We start from the raw sequence: 21,310 nt of genomic DNA on the forward strand, positions 1-21,310 counted from the left end.
CGCATGAGCAACGACAACGCGTCGCGGGAGCGTCCCTTCAAGGTGCTCGGCGTCCAGCAGATCGCGATCGGGGGGCCCGACAAGGGTCGGCTGCAGAAGCTGTGGGTCGACATGCTGGGACTCGAGGTGACCGGCACCTTCCGCAGCGAGCGCGAAAACGTGGACGAGGACATCTGCGCGATCGGCACCGGGCCATTCAAGGTCGAGGTCGACCTGATGCAGCCGCTCGATCCCGAGAAGAAGCCGGCGGTGCATGCCACGCCGCTGAACCATGTGGGACTGTGGATCGACGACCTGCCCGTCGCGGTGGAATGGCTGAGCGCGCAGGGCGTGCGCTTCGCGCCGGGCGGCATCCGCAAGGGCGCGGCCGGCTTCGACATCTGCTTCCTTCATCCCAAGGGGAACGACGAATTTCCCGTCAGCGGAGAAGGCGTGCTGATTGAAATGGTGCAGGCGCCGCCGGAAGTCGTGAAGGCGTTCGCGGCGCTGGCGGCGGGCTGAAAGCGCCGCTCGGACCCCTGTTCAGACGCCGGGGCGGCGCCAGAGCGCGAGCGTGGCGGCCAGCAGCCACATGCCGGCAGCGCAACCGCGGTTGAGCATGCGCAGGCTGCGCCGCGAGAGCCAGCGCACGGCCTGCGTGCCTGCCGCTGCGTAGCCCAGCATGATGCAGGTGTCGATGCCGATGAAGATCGCGCCGAGCACGAGGTACTGCGGACCCTGCGGACTGCCCGTATCGATGAACTGCGGCAGGAACGCGGCGAAGAAGAGCAGGGTCTTGGGGTTGGAGAGCGCCACCGTCAGGCTGCGGAGAAAAGCGATTCGCCCCGATCGGCCGTCTGACGACGAAGTAGCCAGTGCGGCGCCGATGTCGACGGGCTGGCTGCGCCACATCTTGATGCCGAGCCAGACCAGATAGGCGACGCCGGCGGCACGCAGCGCATTGAACAGCCACTCGGAAGCCGCCAGCAGCGAGCCCAGTCCCAGCGCGACGATGGCGACCAGGATGGCGGCGCCGACCGACGCACCGACGATTCCCCAGACCGCCGCGCGCATGCCGCCGGCGATGCCGTTGGACAAGGCGAGAAGCATGGTCGGCCCGGGCGTGATCGCCAGCACGAGGGAGGCGGCGAGGTAGAGCAGCAGCGTGTCGAGGGTCATAGGTGGGCGTCAACGAGTCGGCGGATGGTCTGCGGCAGGCCGGTGCCGGATCATGGCGTCGGGGCGGCCTTGGCCGCACGGGCGCGTGCGAGCGCGGCTTCGACGATGCTCCGCTTGCGCTCGGACGCGGCCGCTTCGGCGGGCGGCGCGGCGATGGGCTCGTCCCGGTCTTGGCGACGACGGTGGGCGTCGTAGCGGCTGCGTGCTTCGTCGGCTTGCGCTTGCGACCACGCCTGCCAACCGGTGCGGCCGGGCGTGGCGTCTTCGAGCGAGATGCAGTCGACCGGGCAGACCGGAATGCACAACTCGCAGCCGGTGCAATGCGCTTCGATCACGGTGTGCATGCGCTTGTTGATGCCCAGGATCGCATCGGTGGGGCAGGCGTCCAGGCAAAGCGTGCAGCCGATGCACCAGGTTTCGTCGATCACGGCCATCGCGCGGGGCCCCTCGGTGCCGAACCGGGGATCGATGGGCCGCACCGGCCGGCCGGTGAGTTGAGACAGCCGGTGCACGCCTTCGGCGCCGCCCGGCGGGCACTGGTCGATGCCGGCTTGCCCGCCCGCAATGGCTTCGGCGTAGCCTGCGCAATCCGCATAGCCACAACGTGTGCACTGCGTCTGCGGCAGCGCGTCGAGAATGCGCCGGGCCAGCGCGCCCATGGCTAGCGACGCGCGCGGCGCGCCGGCGCAGACTTGCGTGCCACCGGCCGCGCCTTGGCGGCCGCGGCGACCTTGATCGTGTCTTCGGCCGTCACGCTGCCGCGTGCGGACTGCTTCTGCGGCTGGTCGTACGCCATGATGAACGCCTTGACCTCGGGGTACACCTTGTCGCGCCAGCGGCGCCCGCTGAAGATGCCGTAGTGGCCGGCACCGCGCACCTCGTAATGCTGCTGGTGGGTCGACGAGACGCCGGTGCAGAGTTCATGCGCTGCCCGCGTCTGGCCGGCGCCGGAGATGTCGTCCAGTTCGCCTTCGACCGTCAGCAGGCCGGTGGAATGGATGTCCTGCGGGCGCACGCGTTCGAGGACGCCCTCGGGGTTGCGCACGTCCCAGGTGCCGTTGACCAGGTCGAAGTCCTGGAACACGGTGCGAATGGTCTCGAGGTAGTAGTCCGCGTCCATGTCGAGCACGGCGTTGTACTCGTCGTAGAACTTGCGGTGCGCCTCCGCGCTGGCATCGTCGCCCTTGATCAGATCCTTGAAGTAGTCGTAGTGGCTGCTCGCGTGGCGGTCGGGGTTCATCGCGACGAAGCCGGTGTGTTGCAGGAAGCCCGGGTACACGCGGCGGCCTGCGCCGGGAAAGCCTTGCGGCACCCGGTAGATCACGTTGTTCTCGAACCACTCGTAGCTCTTGTTCATCGCCAGGTTGTTGACCGCAGTGGGCGATCTGCGGGCGTCGATGGGGCCCCCCATCATGGTCAGCGAGAGGGGCACCTTCTCGCCGCGGCTGGCCATCAGCGACACCGCCGCCAGCACCGGCACCGTGGGCTGGCAGACGCTGATCACGTGGCAATTGCCGTACTGGCCCTGCAGGTGGCGGATGAACTCTTCGATGTAGTTGATGTAGTCGTCGAGGTGGAACTCGCCGTCCGACAGGGGCACCAGGCGTGCATTGGTCCAGTCGGTGATGTAGACCTTGTGGTCCTGGAGCATGGTACGAACGGTGTCGCGCAACAGAGTCGCATAGTGGCCCGAGAGGGGTGCCACCAGCAGCACGACCGGCTGGCTCTTCAGGGTCTGCAGGGTCTGGGGATCGTCGGTGAAGCGCTTGAAGCGGCGCAGTTCGCAAAATGGCTTCGCGATTTCGACGGCTTCCTGGATGACGACGTCGTCGTTGTCGACCTTCACCGACTTGATGCCGAATTCGGGCTTCTCGTAGTCCTTGCCCAGACGGTAGAGAAGGTCGTAGCCGGCGGCCACGCGCTGGGCCATCGGTGCCTGTCCGAAGATTCCGCCCTGGCCATAGAGCTTGGACGCGGCTTGGGCGAAATCGGCGAAGGGTTCCATCAGGGAACGCTGCGCCTCGTACAGTTGGTAGAGCATCGGGGAGGAGTATGGGCGAATGTTGCAATGCAATATATCAGCAGCACTCCCCGTGTGCTAGGCAGGAATGCCCAATACTGGGGCGCGCCACGCGCCCCAGCCTTGTTTCATAGCACCTTTGCGATGCTCTGGCACACGTAGTCGATGTTCTTGCTGTTGAGCGCGGCCACGCACATCCGCCCCGTGTCGGTGCCGTAGACGCCGAACTCGTTGCGCAGGCGCACCATCTGATCTTTGTTGAGGCCCGAGTAGCTGAACATTCCGATCTGGTCGGTGATGAAGCGCATGTCCTGCTTCACGCCCGCCGCCGTCAGGCCGTCGACCAGCTTGTGGCGCATCAGCTTGATGCGGTCGCGCATCTCGCCGAGTTCCTGCTCCCACAAGGTGCGCAGCTCGGGCGTGCCCAGCACCGTGGCGACCACGGCGCCACCGTGGGTCGGCGGGTTGCTGTAGTTGGTGCGGATCATGATCTTGAGCTGGCTCAGCACGCGCGAAGCTTCTTCCTTGTTCTCGCACAGCACAGAGAGTGCGCCCACGCGCTCGCCGTAGAGGCTGAAGCTCTTGGAGAAGGAGGTGGAGACGAAGAAGCTCAGGCCCGCGGCAACGAACTTGCCGATCGCTGCGCCGTCTTCCTGGATGCCGTAGCCGAAGCCTTGGTACGCCATGTCGAGGAAAGCGACGAGATTGCGCTCCTTCACGGCGGCGACGACCTGGTCCCATTGGTCGGCGCGGATGTCGTAGCCGGTGGGATTGTGGCAGCAGGCGTGCAGGACGACCACGGTGCCTGCCGGTGCCGCGTCGAGCGCACCGAGCATGCCGTCGAAGTCGATGCCCCGCTTGGTGGCGTCGTAGTAGGGGTACTCCTCGACCGTGAAGCCGGCCTGGGTGAACAGGGCGCGATGGTTTTCCCAGCTCGGGCTGCTGATGAGCACCTTGGCGTTCGGGCCGAGCTTCTTGAGAAAGTCGGCGCCGACCTTGAGGCCGCCCGTACCGCCGATGCCCTGGATGGTGGCGACGCGGCCGGACTTCACCGGCTCGCTGCCTGCGCCGAACACCAGGCCCTTCACGGCTTCGTCGTAGGCGACGATGCCGTCGATCGGCAGATAACCGCGCGCCTTCGGTGCCTTGATCATGTCTTCCTCGACCGCTTGCACGCAGCGCAGCAGGGGCAGCTTGCCGTTGTCGTCGTAATAGACGCCGACGCCGAGGTTGACCTTGTTGGGATTGCTGTCGGCGGCGAACTGCTCGTTGAGGCCCAGGATCGGGTCGCGCGGCGCCATCTCGACGGCGGTGAACATTGACATGGAGAAAAGTCCTTTGGGTGATGCGATTCGCGCCCGGTCGGTGCCGGGTTTGCGCCTTGGCTCGCGGGTGCGTTAGCCTCGCGAGTTGGCTTGAATTTTACCGGCCGCGCCGCATCTGCCTTGGACCCCCATGCCTGAAACCACCGAAGTCATTCCGGATCGGCCGAGTGCCGAGCCCGTGGGCCCTGTCAAGGAAGGCGAGTTCATCCACTTTCCGGACTCGCCTTTCGAACTCTTCCAGCCCTATCCACCCGCGGGCGACCAGCCCGGCGCCATCGAAGGCCTTGTCGAAGGCGTGCGCGACGGCGAGGTGTTCCAGACCCTGCTGGGCGTGACCGGTTCGGGCAAGACTTTCACCATGGCCAACGTGATTGCCAGGCTGGGCCGGCCTGCCATCGTGTTCGCCCCCAACAAGACGTTGGCGGCGCAGCTCTACAGCGAGTTCCGCGAGTTCTTCCCCAAGAACGCGGTCGAGTACTTCGTCAGCTACTACGACTACTACCAGCCGGAAGCCTACGTCCCGCAGCGCGACCTGTTCATCGAGAAGGACAGCTCGATCAACGAGCACATCGAGCAGATGCGCCTGTCGGCCACCAAGAGCGTGCTGGAGCGCCGCGACACGGTGATTGTCGCCACGGTGAGTGCCATCTATGGCATCGGCACACCGGAGGACTACACGCAGATGCGCTTCATCATGCGCACAGGCGACAAGATCGGGCAGCGTGATGTCATTTCGCGGCTGATCCGCATGCAGTACACCCGCAACGAGCAGGACTTCTCGCGCGGCACATTCCGGGTGCGGGGCGACACCATCGACGTCTTTCCGGCCGAGCACAGCGAACTGGCGATCCGCATCGAGCTGTTCGACGACGAGATCGAGACACTGCAGCTTTTCGACCCGCTGACGGGGCGCATTCGCCAGAAGATCCCGCGCTTCACCGTTTACCCGTCCAGTCACTACGTGACGCCGCGAGACAAGGTGCTGACCGCCGTCGAGACGATCAAGATCGAACTCGACCATCGCCTGAAGGAGTTCGTGGGAGACGGCAAGCTCGTCGAAGCCCAGCGGCTCGAGCAGCGCACGCGCTTCGATCTCGAAATGCTGGCCGAGATTGGACACTGCAAGGGCATCGAGAACTACACGCGCCACCTCTCCGGCGCGGCGCCCGGCGATCCGCCGGCCACACTGACGGACTATCTGCCGAAGGACGCCATCATGTTCCTCGACGAGAGCCATCAGATGATCGGCCAGCTCGGCGGCATGTACAACGGCGACCGGGCTCGGAAGACGACGCTGGTCGAATACGGCTTTCGACTGCCATCGGCGCTCGACAACCGCCCGCTCAAATTCGACGAGTTCGAGACCCGGATGCGGCAGTGCATCTTCGTTTCGGCCACACCGGCCCAGTACGAGAAGGATCACGCCGGCAACGTGGTCGAGCAACTGGTGCGGCCGACCGGCCTGATCGATCCCGAGGTGGAGGTGCGACCGGCCACCCACCAAGTGGACGACGTACTGCAGGAAATTCGCATTCGCGTGGACAAGAACGAGCGTGTGCTGATCACGACCCTGACCAAGCGCATGGCCGAGCAGCTCACCGACTATCTGGGCGACAACGGTGTCAAGGTGCGCTATCTGCACAGCGATATCGACACGGTCGAGCGCGTCGAGATCTTGCGCGACTTGCGGCTAGGCACCTTCGACGTGCTGGTTGGCATCAACCTCCTGCGCGAAGGCCTGGACATTCCTGAGGTGTCGCTGGTGGCCATTCTCGATGCCGACAAGGAAGGCTTTTTGCGTGCCGAGCGCTCGCTGATCCAGACCATCGGCCGTGCGGCACGGAACATGAATGGCAAGGCGATTCTCTACGCCGACCGCAGGACCGACTCGATGGAGAAAGCTATCGGCGAAACCGAGCGGCGCCGGGCGCGGCAGATTGCCCACAACGAAGCGCATGGCATTACGCCGCGCAGCATCGTCAAGCAGGTGCGCGATCTGATCGATGGTGTGTACAGCGAGAAGGCCGGCAAAGAAAACGCCAAGCGGGAACTCGAGCGCGCGAAGGTGGAAGACATGTCCGAAAAGGACGTGGCGCGCGAAATCAAGCGGCTGGAAAAGCAGATGCTCGAGCACGCGCGCAACCTCGAGTTCGAAAAAGCCGCCCGCGTTCGCGACCAGTTGGCACTGCTGCGCGAGCAGGCCTTCGGCGCGCCTGGCAAGGACAACATCGGGCCGGACGTCACCGGCTGAGCCCCCTTCGAACCCTGCAATGGGGTTTACCCGAGCAGGGCAGAGGGGCTTCTGTTATAGTTGAGCGAAATACTCAAGAACAAGAGAACTTCGCGATGAAGAACCGGCTCCTACTTTCTGGAACACCCAGTCAGCGGCGAGCCGGGAAGGGCGGAGACGGCGTCACCAATGCTCACAACGCTGCGGTGTCTTTTCAACGGTAAGCACTCATAGGAGCTTGCGATGCGTCTCACTACCAAAGGCCGTTTTGCGGTCACAGCCATGATCGACCTGGCGTTGCGCCAGAACTCCGGTCCGGTCACGCTGGCCGCGATCAGCCAGCGGCAGCAGATCTCGCTGTCGTATCTCGAACAGCTGTTCGGCAAGCTTCGTCGCCACGAGCTGGTCGAGTCGACCCGTGGCCCCGGCGGCGGTTACTCGCTCGGCCGCAAGGCAGCCGAAATCACCGTTGCCGACATCATCGTTTCGGTGGACGAACCCATCGATGCCACCCAGTGCGGCGGCAAGGAAAACTGCCTTGGTGAAGCTGGCCGTTGCATGACCCATGAGTTGTGGGCTTCGTTGAACCAGCGCATGGTCGAATTTTTGGATTCGGTCACTTTGCAAAAGTTGGTGGACGACCAGATTGCCAAGGGCGTACAGATCGAGAACAAGCCGGCAGTGAAGCGGGCTATTTCGAGCCAGCCGGTCGTGAAGCCGATCCGCGTCAATGCGCCCAACTCGGTGTTCGCGCTGGGCAACGCCTTCGCCAAGTCCTGAGCGGTAGCGCCCGCGGGCGCTGCCTGAGTTTGCCCAAGAACAGAACAGTCAACCCCACGCCAGCACGAGCCAGCCATGGATGTCACCCCGCATTTCCCCATCTACCTCGATTACGGCGCAACGACGCCCGTCGATCCGCGCGTTGTCGACGCGATGATTCCGTGGTTGCGCGAGCATTTCGGCAATCCGGCGTCGCGCAGTCATGCGTGGGGCTGGGAGGCGGAAGAGGCGGTTGAAAAGGCCCGTGGCGAGGTCGCGGAGTTGATCGGCGCCGATCCCCGCGAGATCGTCTGGACCTCGGGTGCGACCGAGTCGAACAACCTGGCGCTCAAGGGCGCGGCCCAGTTCTACAAAGGCAAGGGCAAGCACCTCATCACGGTGAAGACAGAGCACAAGGCTGTGCTCGACACCATGCGCGAGCTGGAGCGCCAGGGCTTCGAAGTGACTTACATGGACGTGCAGGAGAACGGCCTGCTCGACCTGGAAGCCTTCAAAGCGGCGATCCGTCCCGACACCATTCTGGCCAGCGTGATGTTCGTGAACAACGAAATCGGCGTGATCCAGGACGTCGTGGCGCTGGGTAACCTGTGCCGTGAAAAGGGCGTGATCTTCCACGTCGATGCGGCGCAGGCCACCGGCAAGGTCGAGATCGACGTCAAGACGCTGCCCATCGACTTGATGAGCCTGGCGTCCCACAAGACCTACGGTCCGAAGGGCATCGGTGCGCTCTACGTGCGCCGCAAGCCGCGCGTTCGGCTCGAGGCCCAGATGCATGGCGGCGGGCACGAGCGCGGCATGCGCTCCGGCACCTTGCCGACGCACCAGATCGTCGGCATGGGCGAGGCCTTTCGCATCGCCAAGCTCGAGATGCAGCAGGACATCGCCAAGGCGCGCGCGCTGCAGCAGCGGATGCTCGACGGCCTGAAGGACGTCGAGCAGGTCTTCATCAACGGCGACCTCGAGCAACGCGTGCCGCACAACCTGAACATGAGCTTCAACTACGTCGAAGGCGAGTCGCTGATCATGGGCATCAAGGGACTCGCGGTGTCCAGTGGTTCTGCCTGCACCTCGGCCAGCCTGGAGCCCAGCTACGTGTTGCGCGCCCTCGGCCGAAGCGACGAACTCGCGCACAGCAGCCTGCGCATGACTTTCGGCCGATTCACGACCGAGGAAGAGATCGACTACGCGGTTTCGACGATCAAGCACAACGTCGCCAAGCTGCGCGAGCTAAGCCCCCTGTGGGAAATGTTCCAGGACGGCATCGACATCAGCACGATCCAGTGGTCGGCGCATTGAACAAAAGACTGAGAGGTACCCCATGGCTTATTCATCCAAGGTCATCGACCATTACGAAAATCCCCGCAACGTCGGTTCGTTCGAAAAGGGCGACGACTCGGTAGGCACCGGCATGGTCGGCGCTCCCGCATGCGGCGACGTCATGAAGCTTCAAATCAAGGTGAACCCGGAAACCGGTGTCATCGAAGATGCACGTTTCAAGACCTACGGCTGCGGATCGGCGATCGCCTCGTCTTCGCTCGTCACCGAATGGGTCAAGGGCAAGACGCTGGACGAAGCTGCTGCGCTCAAGAACGCGCAGATCGCCGAAGAACTGGCGCTGCCCCCCGTCAAGATCCACTGCTCGATCCTTGCGGAGGACGCGATCAAGGCAGCCGTTAGCGACTACAAGGCCAAGCACGGCGCAGGTGCCGGTGCGGCCGCGAAGACGGACGCCGTGCACTGACATGGCTGTGACCCTGACCGAAGCTGCGGCGCGCCACGTGACGCGCTATCTCGGCAAGCGAGGCAAGGGCGTGGGTGTGCGGTTGGGCGTCAAGACCACCGGGTGCTCCGGCCTGGCCTACAAGCTCGAGTATGTCGATGAGCTGGCGCCAGAAGACGTGGTCTTCGAGGACCACGGCGTCAAGGTCCTCGTCGATCCCAAAAGCCTGGCGTACATCGACGGCACACAACTTGACTTCGTGCGCGAAGGGCTCAACGAGGGCTTCAAGTTCAACAACCCGAACGAGCGCGACCGCTGCGGTTGCGGCGAGAGTTTCCGGATCTGAATCCGGTCCGTACCTGCTTTCCGTCCGAGCCGCCACCACCCGGTCATGGGCTGGCGGCTTTTTGACGCCATGAACCTCAACGACACCGATTTCGAACTCTTTGCCGTTCCGCCGACTTTCGCGCAGGATCGCGCCACGCTCGATGCGCGATGGAAGGAACTGCAGCGCGAGGCGCACCCCGATCGCGTCGCGGCTCAGGGCGCCGCTGCGCAGCGCGTGGCCATGCAGTGGTCCGTGCGCATCAACGAGGCCTATCAGCGCTTGAAGGATCCGATCCGGCGCGCGAGCTACCTGTGCGCGCTGAACGGGCATCCGATCGATGCCGAAAAGAACACGGCCATGCCGCCGGCGTTTCTGATGCAGCAGATGGAATGGCGCGAGGAACTCGACGAGGCCGATGACGTTGACGCGATCGGGCTACTGCGCGATGAAGTGGAGGCCGGCCGTGCTCGTGCGCTGTCGTCTCTCGATTGGTTGATCGACGAGAAGGGCGACCACGCCGAGGCCGCGAAGCAGGTGAGAGCCCTCATGTTCATCGAGCGCTTTGCCGATGACGTGGAGGCGAAGGCCGATCGATTGGGACAATAGACCATGGCATTGCTCCAGATTTCAGAACCCGGTCAAGCTCCCGATCCGCATCAGCGCCGCATCGCGGTCGGCATTGACCTTGGCACTACGCACTCTTTGGTGGCCGCCGTTCGAAGCGGTGTGGCCGAATGCCTGCCCGACGCAGAAGGACGTGTGATCCTGCCTTCGGCCGTGCGGTACGTCGACAAGGACCGCCGTCAGATCGGCTACGACGCGTTGGCCGCGCGCACGGCCGACCCGGGCAACGTCATCACCTCGGTCAAGCGTCTCATGGGTCGCGGGCTGCAGGATGTGTCGAACCGCGCGTCGATGGCCTACCGGCTGAGCGGCGACGCAGGCATGGTGCAGGTGCTGACGGCCGCCGGTGCCAAGTCGCCGGTCGAGGTGAGCGCCGAAATCCTTGCCACGCTGCGCTACCGTGCCGAAGACAGCTTCGATGACGAACTGTATGGCGCCGTGATCACCGTGCCGGCCTACTTCGACGAAGGCCAGCGCCAGGCGACCAAGGATGCCGCCCAACTGGCCGGCATCAACCTGCTGCGCCTGATCAGCGAGCCGACCGCGGCGGCCATCGCCTATGGGCTCGACAACGCGAGCGAGGGCGTCTATGCGGTCTATGACCTGGGCGGCGGCACCTTCGACATTTCGATCCTGAGGCTGACGCAAGGCGTGTTCGAGGTCATCGCGACAGGCGGTGATTCGGCGCTCGGCGGTGACGACTACGACCATGCATTGGCCGACGCCGTGTTGGCGCAGACCGGCCGCGAGGCGCATGGCGATGGCGACTGGGCGGCGCTGCTGATCGCCGCGCGCGCGGCGAAGGAAGCCTTGTCGAATGCCGACACGGCCAGTTTTGCGCCTGTCCTGGCCGCTGGCCCTTTGCAACTGGACATCTCACGTGCGGATTTCGAGACGGCCACCGAAAGTTTGACCGCGCGCACCATGGCGGCGGTCCGCAATGCCCTTCGCGACGCACGCCTGCAGCCCGATGAACTGCAGGGCGTGGTGCTCGTCGGTGGTGCCACCCGCATGCCGCAGATCCGCCGCGCCGTTGCGGGCCTCTTCGGCCGTGAGCCGCTGATCAACCTGAATCCGGACGAAGTCGTGGCCCTGGGCGCCGCGATACAGGCGAACCAGCTCGCCGGCAACAGCGGCGCGGACGACCTGCTGCTGCTCGACGTGATCCCGCTGTCGCTCGGCCTCGAAACCATGGGGGGATTGGTCGAACGCATCGTTCCGCGCAACCAGACCATACCCACGGCGATGGCTCAGGACTTCACGACCTACCAGGACGGCCAAACGGCGCTTGCGCTGCACGTGGTGCAGGGCGAGCGCGACCTGGTGGCCGATTGCCGCAGCCTCGCGCGCTTCGAATTGCGCGGCATCCCGCCGATGTCCGCAGGGGCTGCCCGGATTCGCGTGACCTTCACAGTCGATGCCGACGGCTTGCTCAGCGTCAGCGCGAAGGAGCAGGGCAGCGGCGTCGAAGCCAGCGTCACGGTCAAACCCTCCTATGGCCTGTCCGACGAGCAGATCGCCGGAATGCTGCAGGACAGTTTTTCGACCGCGCAGCAGGACATGCAGGCACGCGCGCTGGTCGAGGCGCGCGTGGATGCCGACCGCATGTTGCTGGCAACGCAAAGCGCGCTGGATGCAGACGGTGATCTGCTGAGCCGCGAAGAGCGCGAGTCCATCGAGGTGCTGATGGTCGCGCTGCGCAACTCGCGAGCGAGCGCCGATGCCACTGGCATCGAAGCCGCGACCAAGGGCCTGGCCGATGGCACCGAAGCGTTTGCGGCACAGCGCATGAATGCGGGCATCGCACGCGCGCTTGCCGGGCGCAAGATTGAATCCCTGTAGAGCTCCCATGCCCACGATCAAGATCCTTCCCCACGCCGAGTACTGCCCCCAGGGCACCGAGATCAGCGCGCCCGCCGGCACCTCGATCTGCGAAGCGCTGCTCGAGCACGACATCGACATCGAGCATGCCTGCGAGATGAGCTGCGCCTGCACCACCTGCCATGTGATCGTGCGCAAGGGTTTCGACTCGCTCAACGAGGCCGAGGAGGGCGAGGAAGACCTCCTCGATCGCGCCTGGGGCCTGGAGCCACAATCGCGGCTGAGCTGCCAAGCCATCCTGGGCCAGACAGACCTGACGGTCGAGATTCCCAAGTACTCGATCAACCACGCCAAAGAAAACCACTGATGTCTCGCCAGATCGTCCTCGATACCGAAACGACGGGCCTGTCGGCCGAGAACGGCGACCGCATCATCGAACTGGGTTGCGTCGAACTGTTCAACCGCAAGCTCACCGGCAACGACCTGCACATCTACTTCAACCCCGAGCGCGAGAGCCATGAGGACGCGCTCAAGGTGCACGGGCTGACCACCGATTTCCTGCGCGACAAGCCGAAGTTCGCGACGCTGGCGAACGACATCGTCGAGTACCTCCGCGATGCCGAGTTGATCATCCACAACGCAGCTTTCGACGTCGGCTTCTTGAACAAGGAGTTCGAGCTCGCCGGCCTGCCGCCGCTTCGCAGTATCGCGGGTGACGTGACCGACACGCTGTCGATGGCGAAGGCGGCTTATCCGGGCAAACGCAACTCGCTCGATTCGCTGTGCGACCGCTTCGGCATCGACCGCTCGAACCGGACTTTCCACGGCGCCAAGCTCGACGCGCAATTGCTGGCCGATGTCTACATCAGCTTGACGCGCGGCCAGGACGCGCTGCTGATCGACATCGCCACCGACGAGCCCGTGCAGGGTGCAGTGATCGTGATGGACCTGCGCAGCTTCGTGCTGCCCGTGCTCACGGCCGCCGACCACGAGCTCGCTGCGCATGAAGAACTGCTGTTGCAGCTCGACAAGGCCAGCAATGGGCGGACGATCTTTCGTCAGGCGAGCCAATTTCCTGTGGCATAATCGCAGGCTTCGCGCCAAGCGGTGCGAAGATCCATCAAGACGCAGCCCACGGCTCGCGTCGAGGGCGGTTAGCTCAGGGGTAGAGCACAGCATTCACACTGCTGGGGTCGGAGGTTCGAAGCCTCCACCGCCCACCAATTTCCTTCTTTTCCATCCTGCTGGCATGTCGGTCTGTACCGACGTACGCTGCGGCTGCGCGCGACTTGTCGTGACGCGCGCGCTTGCGTAGAACGGTGCTGAAAGGAGAAATGGCCATGGTCACCAGTCCCGATCTTCCGACCCCCATCACCGCCGATCCGCCCGATGTGCCGGACCTGCCGGTCGAGCCCGACAAGGGCCCCGCCGCGCCGCCGGAGAATCCAGCCGATCCAGAGAAGCCTTTCAGCATCCGCCCCGAGTAGAGCCGCAAATCCAACTTCGCCCGCTAAGCTCGCGGGATGGACGAATTCGATTGCGCAGTCATCGGTGCAGGCGTGGTGGGCTTGGCCGTTGCCCGGGCGCTCGCGTTGGCGGGCCGCGAAGTGATCGTGCTGGAGGCCGAAGGCGCCATCGGCACCGGCACCAGTTCGCGCAACAGCGAGGTCATTCACGCAGGCATCTACTACGCCAAGCACTCCCTCAAGGCGCGGCTGTGTGTGGAGGGCAAGCAACTGCTGTACGAGTATCTCGATCAGCGCAGCCTGCCGTTTCGGCGTTGCGGCAAGCTGATCGTCGCGACCTCGCAGCCGCAAGTGAGGCAATTGGAGGGCATCGCTGCCAAGGCGAGGGCCAACGGCGTCGACGACCTGACGTTTCTCACGCGTGATGAAGCGCGTGCGCTGGAGCCGCAGCTCGAATGCAAACGCGCGCTGCTTTCACCGAGCACCGGCATTGTCGATAGCCACGCGTTGATGTTGAGCCTGCAGGGCGACCTGGAAGGCGCCGGCGGCGTGCTGGCGCTGAAATCTGGCGTCGCCAGGGCGCGCTGCACGAACAGCGCCATCGTCTTGACGGCCGAAGACGGGACCGAGTTGCGCTGCCGCAGCGTGGTGAACGCGGCGGGGTTAGGCGCGCCAGCGCTCGCCCGGCGCTTCGAAGGGCTGTCCGCAAGCGCCATTCCTCAAGACCATTTCGCCAAGGGCAACTACTTCATCCTTGCGGGTCGCGCGCCCTTCAGCCGCCTGATCTATCCCGTGCCCGAAGCTGCCGGCCTGGGCGTGCATCTGACGCTGGACCTCGGTGGCCAGGCCAAGTTCGGGCCGGATGTCCAATGGGTCGATTCGGCCGATGACCTGGTGGTCGACCCCGGGCGCGGCGACGCTTTCTACGCGGAGGTGCGCAAGTACTGGCCAGCACTGGCGGACGGCGCACTCGCGCCCGGCTATGCCGGCATCCGTCCCAAGATTTCGGGCCCTGGCGAGCCGGCCGCAGATTTCTTGATCGAAGGGCCCGAGGCGCACGGCGTCGCGGGCTTGGTCAACCTCTTCGGCATCGAATCGCCGGGGCTCACCAGCAGCCTGGCAATCGGACGCCGAGTGGCGTCTTTGCTGCCGTAGGCCCACCCGGGCATGTACCATGGGATGCCACGCCGCCGACCGGCGTGATGTCGCCGGCGCGGTGCCGGCGTGGATCAACGAGGGAAGATTCCAATGACTGCAACCTCCAATCTCGAAGCAGCGGCCAACGCTGTGGCAGAAGACATCGCAAGCGACGTGCGCGGCGTGCTCGCCAGCAAAGAACTCGATAGCGTTCCGCACATCAAGGCGCTTCGCCAGCGCATCGACAGCAAGCTGGCGATCGCCCGCGAGTTGGCCGCCGAGAAGAGCAAACTCGCCGCGAAGAAGGCGCGCGAGGCGGCCAGCACCGCCAATGCCTATGCACACGACGAGCCGTGGCAAATCGCCGGCGCCGCCTTGGCGGTCGGCGTGCTGGTGGGCCTGCTGCTTGGGCGCCGCTGAGCGCAGCGCGTCCGCCGCAGGCGGAGAGGGCGCATGAGGCTGCTCTCGTTCCTGGGGCTGGACGCCCGGCTGAGGCGCTTGCGCATCGCCGCCGGCGAGGGCGCATTGGCAGCGGAAGACCGCGCTCAGTTGCTCAAGCTTGCCTGGGCAGAAGAGCGTGAGCGGCTTCGGCTGATCGTGGCACTGGCCATCGCGGTGATCGGGCTGACCACGGTCACCGTGGCCCTGCTGTCCGTCGCGGTGGTCGTGCACTTCTGGGACACGCCGAATCGAGTCGCGGCCGCCTGGACTGTGGCGATCGTTTGGATCGTCCTCTGGCTCATCGCAGTGGTGGCTTTGGCGAGAACGATGCGCACGGCGTCAGGCGCGTTCGAACCCGCCCGGCAGGAATTCGCACGCGACTGGAAATGGGTGCAGGCCCGCTTCCACGTTGGCGATGACGGCGCCGCGAGCGAGCCGCACGCGCGCGAGCGCGCCCCCCTCGGACGCGAGGAAGTATTGGCACGCATAGCGCGCCAACGCGAGCGCATCGCCACGCTGCAAGGAACCCCGCCCAAGGCGAGCGCACCGCAGCCCCCTGCAGATGAGTCGACCAGCGAAGCCGCCATGCGGCTTGCGCGTGAGCATCCGATCGCAACGGGCGCCATCGCCGCTGCAACGCTCGCCGTGCTCGGCCCGCGCCGGGTGCTGCGCTGGACGACCGTGATCGCTCCCATTCTTTGGCGAATGCGCGGCTGAGGCGCGCTGTCGTTCAGCGGCCGCGTCGGCGCAGCGCCTGGGCTGCTTCGCGCACCAGCGCAGGCCCCTTGTAGATGAGCCCGGTGTAGATCTGGACCAGGTCTGCCCCGGCTTCGATCTTGGCCTCGGCGTCTGCGCCGCTCAACACGCCGCCGACGCCGATGATGGGGAAGCCCTTGCCCAGCGCAGCACGCAGTTGGGCGATCACGCGGCTGCTCGCTTCGCGCACAGGTGCGCCCGACAGTCCGCCGGCTTCTTCCGCATGCGCAAGCCCCGCGACCGCCTCGCGCGACAACGTGGTGTTGGTGGCGATCACACCGTCCATTCCGTGGCGGCGCAGCGTGGCGGCGATCACCTCGACCTGCGCCTGCTCGAGGTCGGGCGCGATCTTCACGAAGAGCGGCACGCGCTTGCCATGGGGGTGGGCCAGGGCCTCGCGCTTCTCGGCCACCGCACCGAGCAAGGCATCGAGCGCCTCGTCGCTTTGCAGCGAACGCAGATTGGCGGTATTGGGACTCGAAATGTTGATCGTGACGTAGTCCGCATGCGGATAAACGCCGTCCAGACAGACCAGGTAGTCGTCCACGGCACGCTCGATCGGCGTCGCGGCGTTCTTGCCGATGTTGAGGCCCAGCAACATCGGCGCACGGGCGCTGCCGCGACGGAATCGGGCCCGCTGCACGTTGGCGACGAAGGCATCGAGCCCTTCGTTGTTGAAGCCCAGGCGATTGATCAGGGCGTCGCGCTGCGGCAGCCTGAACATGCGCGGCTTGGGGTTGCCCGGCTGCGCCTTCGGCGTCACGGTGCCGACCTCCACGAAGCCGAATCCCATTGCCGCGAAAGCGTCGATGCAGCGGGCGTTCTTGTCCAGCCCCGCAGCCAAACCCACCCGATTGGGAAAGCGCAGGCCCGCAAGGCTCAGTGGGTCGTCCACGCGCGGCGCGGCGTAAGTGCAGGCGAGCGGCGTGTTCTGTGTTCGTGCCAGCGCATCGAGCGTCAGCTCGTGCGCATGCTCGGGATCGAAACCGAAGAGGAAAGGTCGGGCAAACGGGTAAAGCGAGGAGGGCAGCAGCAAGGGCATCGGATAATGGCGGGCTTCGTCAATCCAAGGATTCTCCCCGATGACTTCCCCCGCTGCCGCTCCGGTCCTCTCCCAGGATCAGCTCAAGGCGCAAGTCGGCCGTGCTGCGCTCGCCCATGTGGGCAAAGGGGACATCGTCGGCGTGGGCACGGGGTCGACGGTCAACAAGTTCATCGAGGCGCTCGCGAGCATCCGCAAGGACATCCGGGGCGCGGTGTCGAGTTCGGTGGCGTCGACAGAGCGGTTGCAGGCGCTGGGCATTCCAGTCTTCGACAGCAACGAGGTCGAAGAGCTTGCCGTCTACATCGATGGTGCCGACGAGATCGATGGACGCGGCTACATGATCAAGGGCGGCGGCGCTGCCCTGACGCGCGAGAAGATCGTGGCGGCGCAATCCAGGCGCTTCGTCTGCATCGCTGATGTTTCCAAACGGGTCAATACCCTGGGTGCGTTTCCGTTGCCGGTAGAGGTCATTCCGATGGCCGCTCAGCGAGTGATCCGGCAGTTTGCGCGCCTCGGCGGCGTGGCGGCGGTGCGCGAGAAAGACGGTTTGCCGCTCGTCACCGACAACGGTCAGCACATCATCGATGTGACGGGCCTGCGCATTACCGACCCGTTGGGCTTCGAGACGGAAGTGAACCAATGGCCGGGCGTGGTGACCGTCGGTGTCTTCGCGCATCAGCGCGCGAGCGTCTGCCTGCTCGGCACGCCGTCCGGCGTTCAAACGTTGCGCTTCGACTGACTGAAGGCGCGGGTGCCGGCCGGTCGCCGGCTCGACGACTTTTTAGCTAGAACTTGATGCCCGCCGGATTACTCGGCGTGGGGCCTTGCGCCGGCCCCGGCGCCGGTGCGGGCTGAGGTACTGCCGCGGGTGCGGTGGCCTGGGCCGCCGGAGCCGGCGCAACCTGCACGGCGACCAGCGGCGCGGCCAGAGGGTTGCGGTAGCCTGCCGGCAGCTGTGCGCTCTTGGGATAGCCGGCAGCGTCCAAGTACTGCGACCACTCCGGATCCGAGAACCCTTTGAGCTGCTGTGCGCCAATGCTCAAGATCGGCAGGGCGGCCTGCCCGCTCAACCGTTGCAGCGCCAAGATATCGTCATTGGTGTTGACGGTGCGTTCCTGAAACGGGATGCCTCGCGTCACCAGCAGCGACCGGCCCGCGCTGCAAGGCGCGCAATCGTTGCCCGTGTAGATCGTGACGGGGTAGCGTTGGGCAACCTGATTCAGCTCATAGGGCAAGGCCGCCCCACCTCCGGACGCCGTACCGCCGGATGGCGTGGGCTGCGCATTCGCCGCCGGTGGCTGGTCGGAGAAGGTGACCTTGCCGTTCCTGTCGACCTGCCGATAGACGGTCTGCGCCATGGCGGCGCCCGCGACGAGCGCAAGGACGAGAACAGGAAGACGTGCGTGGAGCTTCATCGATGGCTTTCGTGGTCCGACTGCCGCGCAGTATCTCAGGCCGGCTGTGCGTCCACCATCCCCTGGTGCCGCAGCAGCGCGTCCAACTGTGGCTCGCGACCGCGGAAGGCCTTGAAAGACTCCATGGCGGGCCTGCTGCCGCCGGCCTCGAGGATGGCCTGCCGGTACTTGCGGCCGGTCTCGATGCTGGGCTTGCCGTTGGCACCAGCAGTCTCTTCGAAGGCTGCATAGGCATCGGCGCTCAGCACCTCCGCCCACTTGTAGCTGTAATAGCCCGCCGCGTAGCCGCCCGCGAAGATGTGGCTGAACGTGTTGGGCGTGCGGCTGAACGGTGGCGCCGGCATCACGGCGACCTCGGCACGCACCCGGCCCAGGAGTTCGAGCACATCGCCCGGCGGCGAAGCGCTGGCGTCGTACTCGGTGTGCAGCAGCATGTCGAACAACGAGAACTCGATCTGGCGCAGCGTCTGCAGGCCGCTCTGGAAGTTCTTCGCGGCGGTCATCTTGTCGAAAAGCGCACGCGGCAGCGGCTCGCCGGTGTCGACGTGCGACGTCATGTGGGCCAGCACGTCCCATTCCCAGCAGAAGTTCTCCATGAACTGGCTCGGAAGTTCGACCGCGTCCCACTCGACGCCGCTGATGCCCGAAACGTCGCGTTCGTTCACCTGCGTCAGCATGTGATGCAGTCCATGGCCGAACTCGTGAAAGAGGGTCGTCACGTCGTCGTGGGTGAGCAGGGGCGGCTTACCGTCGACACCCTCGGCGAAATTGCAGACCAGGTGGGCGATGGGCGTTTGCAGCGCGCCGGTGTCCGGCCGCAGCCAGCGGGCACGCACGTCGTCCATCCAGGCGCCGCCGCGCTTGGCCGAGCGGGCTGAAGGATCGAGATAGAACTGGCCGACCTTCTGCGGACCTTGCGTGGTCAGCCGCTCGATGCGATAGAACTCCACGCTCGGGTGCCACACGGGCGCGCTGTCGCGCCGAATCGACACCTCGAAGAGCGTCTCGACGATCTTGAACAGGCCCGCCATCACCTTGGGCGCGGTGAAGTACTGCTTGACCTCCTGTTCGCTGAAGGCATAGCGCGCTTCCTTGAGCTTTTCGCCGATGTAGCTCCAGTCCCAGGGCTGCGGGTCTTGCAGATTCAGCTGCTGCGTGGCGAAGACTTTGAGGTCCGCCAGGTCGCGCTCGCCGAAGGGTTTGGCCTTGGCGGCCAGGTCGCGCAGGAAGCGGACCACCTGATCGGCCGAATCGGCCATCTTGGGCACGATCGAGAGCTCGCCGAAGTTGGCATGGCCCAGCAGCTTGGCCTCTTCCTGGCGCAGCGCGAGGATCTCGCGGATCAGCGGCGTGTTGTCCAGTACCGGGTCGCCGAACTCGCTGGCGCGAGTGACATAGGCACGGTAGACCTTCTCGCGTAACGCGCTGCTCTTGGCGAACTGCATCACCGGCAGATAGGAGGGCATCTTCAGCGTGAACTTGTAGCCCTGCTTGCCGTCGGCATCGGCGGCCGAACGTGCCGCGCTGATCACATCCTCGGGCAGCCCGTCGAGCTCGCCTAGCTGCGCGTAGTACGAGAACGCATCGGTCGCGTCGAGCGCGTTTTCGCTGAACTTCTGGCTCAGCTCGGCCTGGCGCTCCTGGATCTCGGCGAAACGCTTCTTGGCCTCGCCTTCGAGTTCGGCTCCGCCGAGCACGAAATTGCGCACGGCATTGAGGTGGGCCTGACGCTGCTCGGGGTTCAGCGACGCCGGATCGATGGCCTTGTACTTGGCATACAGCCGCTCGTCGGAACCCAGGCGGGTCCAGAAGGCAGTGACCCGCGGCATGGCCTCGTTGTAGGCAGCGCGCAGCTCGGGCGTGTCGGCCACTGCGTTGAGGTGGCCGACCGCGCCCCAGGCCCGGCTGAAGCGCTCGGACGCGACGTCCAGCACCTTCGCGATGGCGCTCCAGTCGGCGGGGAACTCAGGCGCCGTGACCGTTTGCAGCGCGGTCTCTGCATCGGCCAGCAAGGCGTCGACGGCAGGCGCGACGTGCTCGGGCTTGATCTGGTCGAACAGCGGGAGGTCTTGGAAGTCGAGGAGCGGATTGGTCATGGTCTGGTGCAGTTGGCGTTCGGGCCTGTCGAGTTCAAGAGCGCGAGCGCTCGGCGGCTTCGAGGGTGTTGACGAGCAGCATCGCGCGGGTCATCGGGCCCACGCCCCCCGGCACCGGGGTGATCCAGCCGGCCACTTGGCGAACGCCCTCGAAATCGACGTCACCGCAAAGCTTGCCTTCGTCGTTGCGGTTCATCCCCACGTCGATGATCACGGCGCCGGGCTTGACCATGTCGGCGGTGAGCACATTGCGCTTGCCGACGGCCGCCACCACCACGTCGGCCTGGCGCGTCAAGGCGCCCAGGTCTTGCGTGGCGCTGTGGCAGATGGTGACGGTGGCACTTTTGGCGAGCAGCATCATGGCCATCGGCTTGCCCACGATGTTGCTGCGGCCGATGACCACCGCATGCTTGCCGCGCAGCTCGTATCCGATGGACTCGAGCATCTTCATGCAGCCGTAGGGCGTACAGGGCCAGAACCCCGGTTGGCCCGTGACGAGCGCGCCGGCGCTGGCGACGTGGAAGCCATCCACGTCCTTGGCGGGCGAGATGGCTTCGATGACGCGCGCCGCATCGATGTGTTTGGGCAGGGGCAGCTGAACCAGGATGCCGTGGATCGACGGGTCGTTGTTGAGCGCATCGATGCGCGCGAGCAGTTGGCTTTCCGACAGCATGGCCGGATGGCGCTCGAGCACCGAGTGCAAGCCTGCTTCTTCGCTGTCCTTGACCTTGTGGCGGACGTAGACCTGGCTGGCCGGATCTTCGCCCACCAGGATCACGGCGAGCCCAGGCGTGACGCCGCGGGCCTTGAGCGCCTGCACGCGGCGTGCGACCTCGGCCCGGGTCTGTGCCGCGAGTGCGTTGCCGTCGATCAGTTGAGCAGTCATCGTTTTCGATTCTCCAAGTAAAAACGCCCGCTTGCGCAGGCGTTGAATTTGATTCTGGCTAT

The 21,310-nt window shown here is 65.3% G+C and carries 23 protein-coding genes and 1 tRNA gene; 16 read left to right on the forward strand and 8 right to left on the reverse strand.

Annotated elements, in window-relative coordinates; translation table 11 throughout:
• The first annotated feature begins 3 nt into the window (after positions 1–3).
• Positions 4–501, forward strand: coding sequence for a VOC family protein (locus B0W80_RS09460; protein WP_076998901.1), 498 nt, complete (start codon positions 4–6; stop codon positions 499–501).
• A gap of 21 nt (positions 502–522) precedes the next feature.
• On the opposite strand, the gene B0W80_RS09465 is transcribed toward B0W80_RS09460, so the two are convergent.
• The 4 genes from B0W80_RS09465 to B0W80_RS09480 all read right to left on the reverse strand — a co-directional run bounded on the left by B0W80_RS09465 (position 523) and on the right by B0W80_RS09480 (position 4,503).
• Complete coding sequence (locus tag B0W80_RS09465) at positions 523–1,158, reverse strand: LysE family translocator (protein WP_076998863.1); 636 nt, start codon at positions 1,156–1,158, stop codon at positions 523–525.
• 50 nt (positions 1,159–1,208) lie between these two features.
• On the reverse strand, positions 1,209–1,817 hold the full coding sequence (locus B0W80_RS09470; RefSeq protein ID WP_076998864.1) for an RnfABCDGE type electron transport complex subunit B: 609 nt from the start codon (positions 1,815–1,817) through the stop codon (positions 1,209–1,211).
• Between the two features lie 2 nt (positions 1,818–1,819).
• Entirely contained in the window at positions 1,820–3,199 is a 1,380-nt protein-coding gene (locus B0W80_RS09475) for a polyhydroxyalkanoate depolymerase (protein ID WP_076998865.1), read from the reverse strand.
• Positions 3,200–3,306: 107 nt separating this feature from the next.
• The gene (locus tag B0W80_RS09480) at positions 3,307–4,503 is read right to left on the reverse strand and encodes an amino acid aminotransferase (RefSeq protein ID WP_076998866.1); all 1,197 of its coding nucleotides are present in this window, start codon (positions 4,501–4,503) and stop codon (positions 3,307–3,309) included.
• A gap of 130 nt (positions 4,504–4,633) precedes the next feature.
• Here B0W80_RS09480 and uvrB point away from each other — a divergent pair, with 130 nt between their 5' ends.
• The 14 genes from uvrB to B0W80_RS09550 all read left to right on the forward strand — a co-directional run bounded on the left by uvrB (position 4,634) and on the right by B0W80_RS09550 (position 15,767).
• Entirely contained in the window at positions 4,634–6,754 is a 2,121-nt protein-coding gene (uvrB, locus tag B0W80_RS09485; RefSeq protein WP_076998867.1) for an excinuclease ABC subunit UvrB, read from the forward strand.
• A 222-nt stretch (positions 6,755–6,976) separates the two neighbouring features.
• The gene (iscR, locus tag B0W80_RS09490) at positions 6,977–7,513 is read left to right on the forward strand and encodes a Fe-S cluster assembly transcriptional regulator IscR (protein WP_076998868.1); all 537 of its coding nucleotides are present in this window, start codon (positions 6,977–6,979) and stop codon (positions 7,511–7,513) included.
• Positions 7,514–7,588: 75 nt separating this feature from the next.
• The gene (locus B0W80_RS09495; protein WP_076998869.1) at positions 7,589–8,809 is read left to right on the forward strand and encodes an IscS subfamily cysteine desulfurase; all 1,221 of its coding nucleotides are present in this window, start codon (positions 7,589–7,591) and stop codon (positions 8,807–8,809) included.
• Between the two features lie 22 nt (positions 8,810–8,831).
• Positions 8,832–9,254 carry a Fe-S cluster assembly scaffold IscU gene (iscU, locus tag B0W80_RS09500; RefSeq protein WP_076998870.1) on the forward strand — a complete coding sequence of 141 codons (423 nt, stop codon included), beginning with the start codon at positions 8,832–8,834 and terminating at the stop codon, positions 9,252–9,254.
• 1 nt (position 9,255) lies between these two features.
• Positions 9,256–9,579, forward strand: a complete 324-nt coding sequence (gene iscA / locus B0W80_RS09505) for an iron-sulfur cluster assembly protein IscA (protein WP_026346233.1) — start codon at positions 9,256–9,258, stop codon at positions 9,577–9,579.
• A 69-nt stretch (positions 9,580–9,648) separates the two neighbouring features.
• Positions 9,649–10,167, forward strand: coding sequence for a Fe-S protein assembly co-chaperone HscB (gene hscB, locus B0W80_RS09510; RefSeq protein ID WP_076998902.1), 519 nt, complete (start codon positions 9,649–9,651; stop codon positions 10,165–10,167).
• Positions 10,168–10,170: 3 nt separating this feature from the next.
• A complete protein-coding gene (hscA, locus tag B0W80_RS09515) occupies positions 10,171–12,027 on the forward strand; it encodes a Fe-S protein assembly chaperone HscA (RefSeq protein WP_076998871.1) in 1,857 nt (618 codons plus the stop codon).
• 7 nt (positions 12,028–12,034) lie between these two features.
• Positions 12,035–12,373: an ISC system 2Fe-2S type ferredoxin gene (fdx, locus tag B0W80_RS09520; RefSeq protein WP_076998872.1), complete on the forward strand. Its 339-nt coding sequence runs from the start codon at positions 12,035–12,037 to the stop codon at positions 12,371–12,373.
• On the forward strand, positions 12,373–13,092 hold the full coding sequence (gene dnaQ / locus B0W80_RS09525) for a DNA polymerase III subunit epsilon (protein WP_076998873.1): 720 nt from the start codon (positions 12,373–12,375) through the stop codon (positions 13,090–13,092). Before fdx ends, dnaQ begins: the two co-directional genes overlap by 1 nt.
• Positions 13,093–13,154: 62 nt before the next feature.
• Positions 13,155–13,229 (forward strand) — tRNA-Val (locus tag B0W80_RS09530).
• A gap of 117 nt (positions 13,230–13,346) precedes the next feature.
• Positions 13,347–13,493, forward strand: coding sequence for a stereocilin (locus B0W80_RS09535; protein ID WP_076998903.1), 147 nt, complete (start codon positions 13,347–13,349; stop codon positions 13,491–13,493).
• A gap of 36 nt (positions 13,494–13,529) precedes the next feature.
• Positions 13,530–14,627: an NAD(P)/FAD-dependent oxidoreductase gene (locus B0W80_RS09540; RefSeq protein ID WP_076998874.1), complete on the forward strand. Its 1,098-nt coding sequence runs from the start codon at positions 13,530–13,532 to the stop codon at positions 14,625–14,627.
• A gap of 93 nt (positions 14,628–14,720) precedes the next feature.
• Positions 14,721–15,029, forward strand: a complete 309-nt coding sequence (locus tag B0W80_RS09545; protein WP_076998875.1) for a DUF883 family protein — start codon at positions 14,721–14,723, stop codon at positions 15,027–15,029.
• Between the two features lie 33 nt (positions 15,030–15,062).
• Positions 15,063–15,767: a phage holin family protein gene (locus tag B0W80_RS09550; protein WP_076998876.1), complete on the forward strand. Its 705-nt coding sequence runs from the start codon at positions 15,063–15,065 to the stop codon at positions 15,765–15,767.
• A gap of 13 nt (positions 15,768–15,780) precedes the next feature.
• Here the strand turns inward: B0W80_RS09550 and B0W80_RS09555 are convergent, their stop codons facing one another.
• The gene (locus tag B0W80_RS09555; protein WP_076998877.1) at positions 15,781–16,848 is read right to left on the reverse strand and encodes a quinone-dependent dihydroorotate dehydrogenase; all 1,068 of its coding nucleotides are present in this window, start codon (positions 16,846–16,848) and stop codon (positions 15,781–15,783) included.
• Between the two features lie 40 nt (positions 16,849–16,888).
• Here B0W80_RS09555 and rpiA point away from each other — a divergent pair, with 40 nt between their 5' ends.
• Positions 16,889–17,590 carry a ribose-5-phosphate isomerase RpiA gene (rpiA, locus tag B0W80_RS09560; RefSeq protein ID WP_076998878.1) on the forward strand — a complete coding sequence of 234 codons (702 nt, stop codon included), beginning with the start codon at positions 16,889–16,891 and terminating at the stop codon, positions 17,588–17,590.
• A gap of 46 nt (positions 17,591–17,636) precedes the next feature.
• On the opposite strand, the gene B0W80_RS09565 is transcribed toward rpiA, so the two are convergent.
• From B0W80_RS09565 to folD, 3 genes are read right to left on the reverse strand one after another with little or no spacing between them, the layout of a single operon-like run.
• Entirely contained in the window at positions 17,637–18,266 is a 630-nt protein-coding gene (locus B0W80_RS09565; RefSeq protein ID WP_076998879.1) for a glutaredoxin family protein, read from the reverse strand.
• Positions 18,267–18,301: 35 nt separating this feature from the next.
• A complete protein-coding gene (locus tag B0W80_RS09570) occupies positions 18,302–20,362 on the reverse strand; it encodes a M3 family metallopeptidase (protein WP_076998880.1) in 2,061 nt (686 codons plus the stop codon).
• Between the two features lie 34 nt (positions 20,363–20,396).
• The gene (folD, locus tag B0W80_RS09575) at positions 20,397–21,248 is read right to left on the reverse strand and encodes a bifunctional methylenetetrahydrofolate dehydrogenase/methenyltetrahydrofolate cyclohydrolase FolD (RefSeq protein WP_076998881.1); all 852 of its coding nucleotides are present in this window, start codon (positions 21,246–21,248) and stop codon (positions 20,397–20,399) included.
• Between the last annotated feature and the right edge of the window lie 62 nt (positions 21,249–21,310).

This window comes from Variovorax sp. KK3 (genome assembly GCF_001984055.1).
Taxonomy (GTDB): Bacteria; Pseudomonadota; Gammaproteobacteria; order Burkholderiales; family Burkholderiaceae_C; genus Variovorax.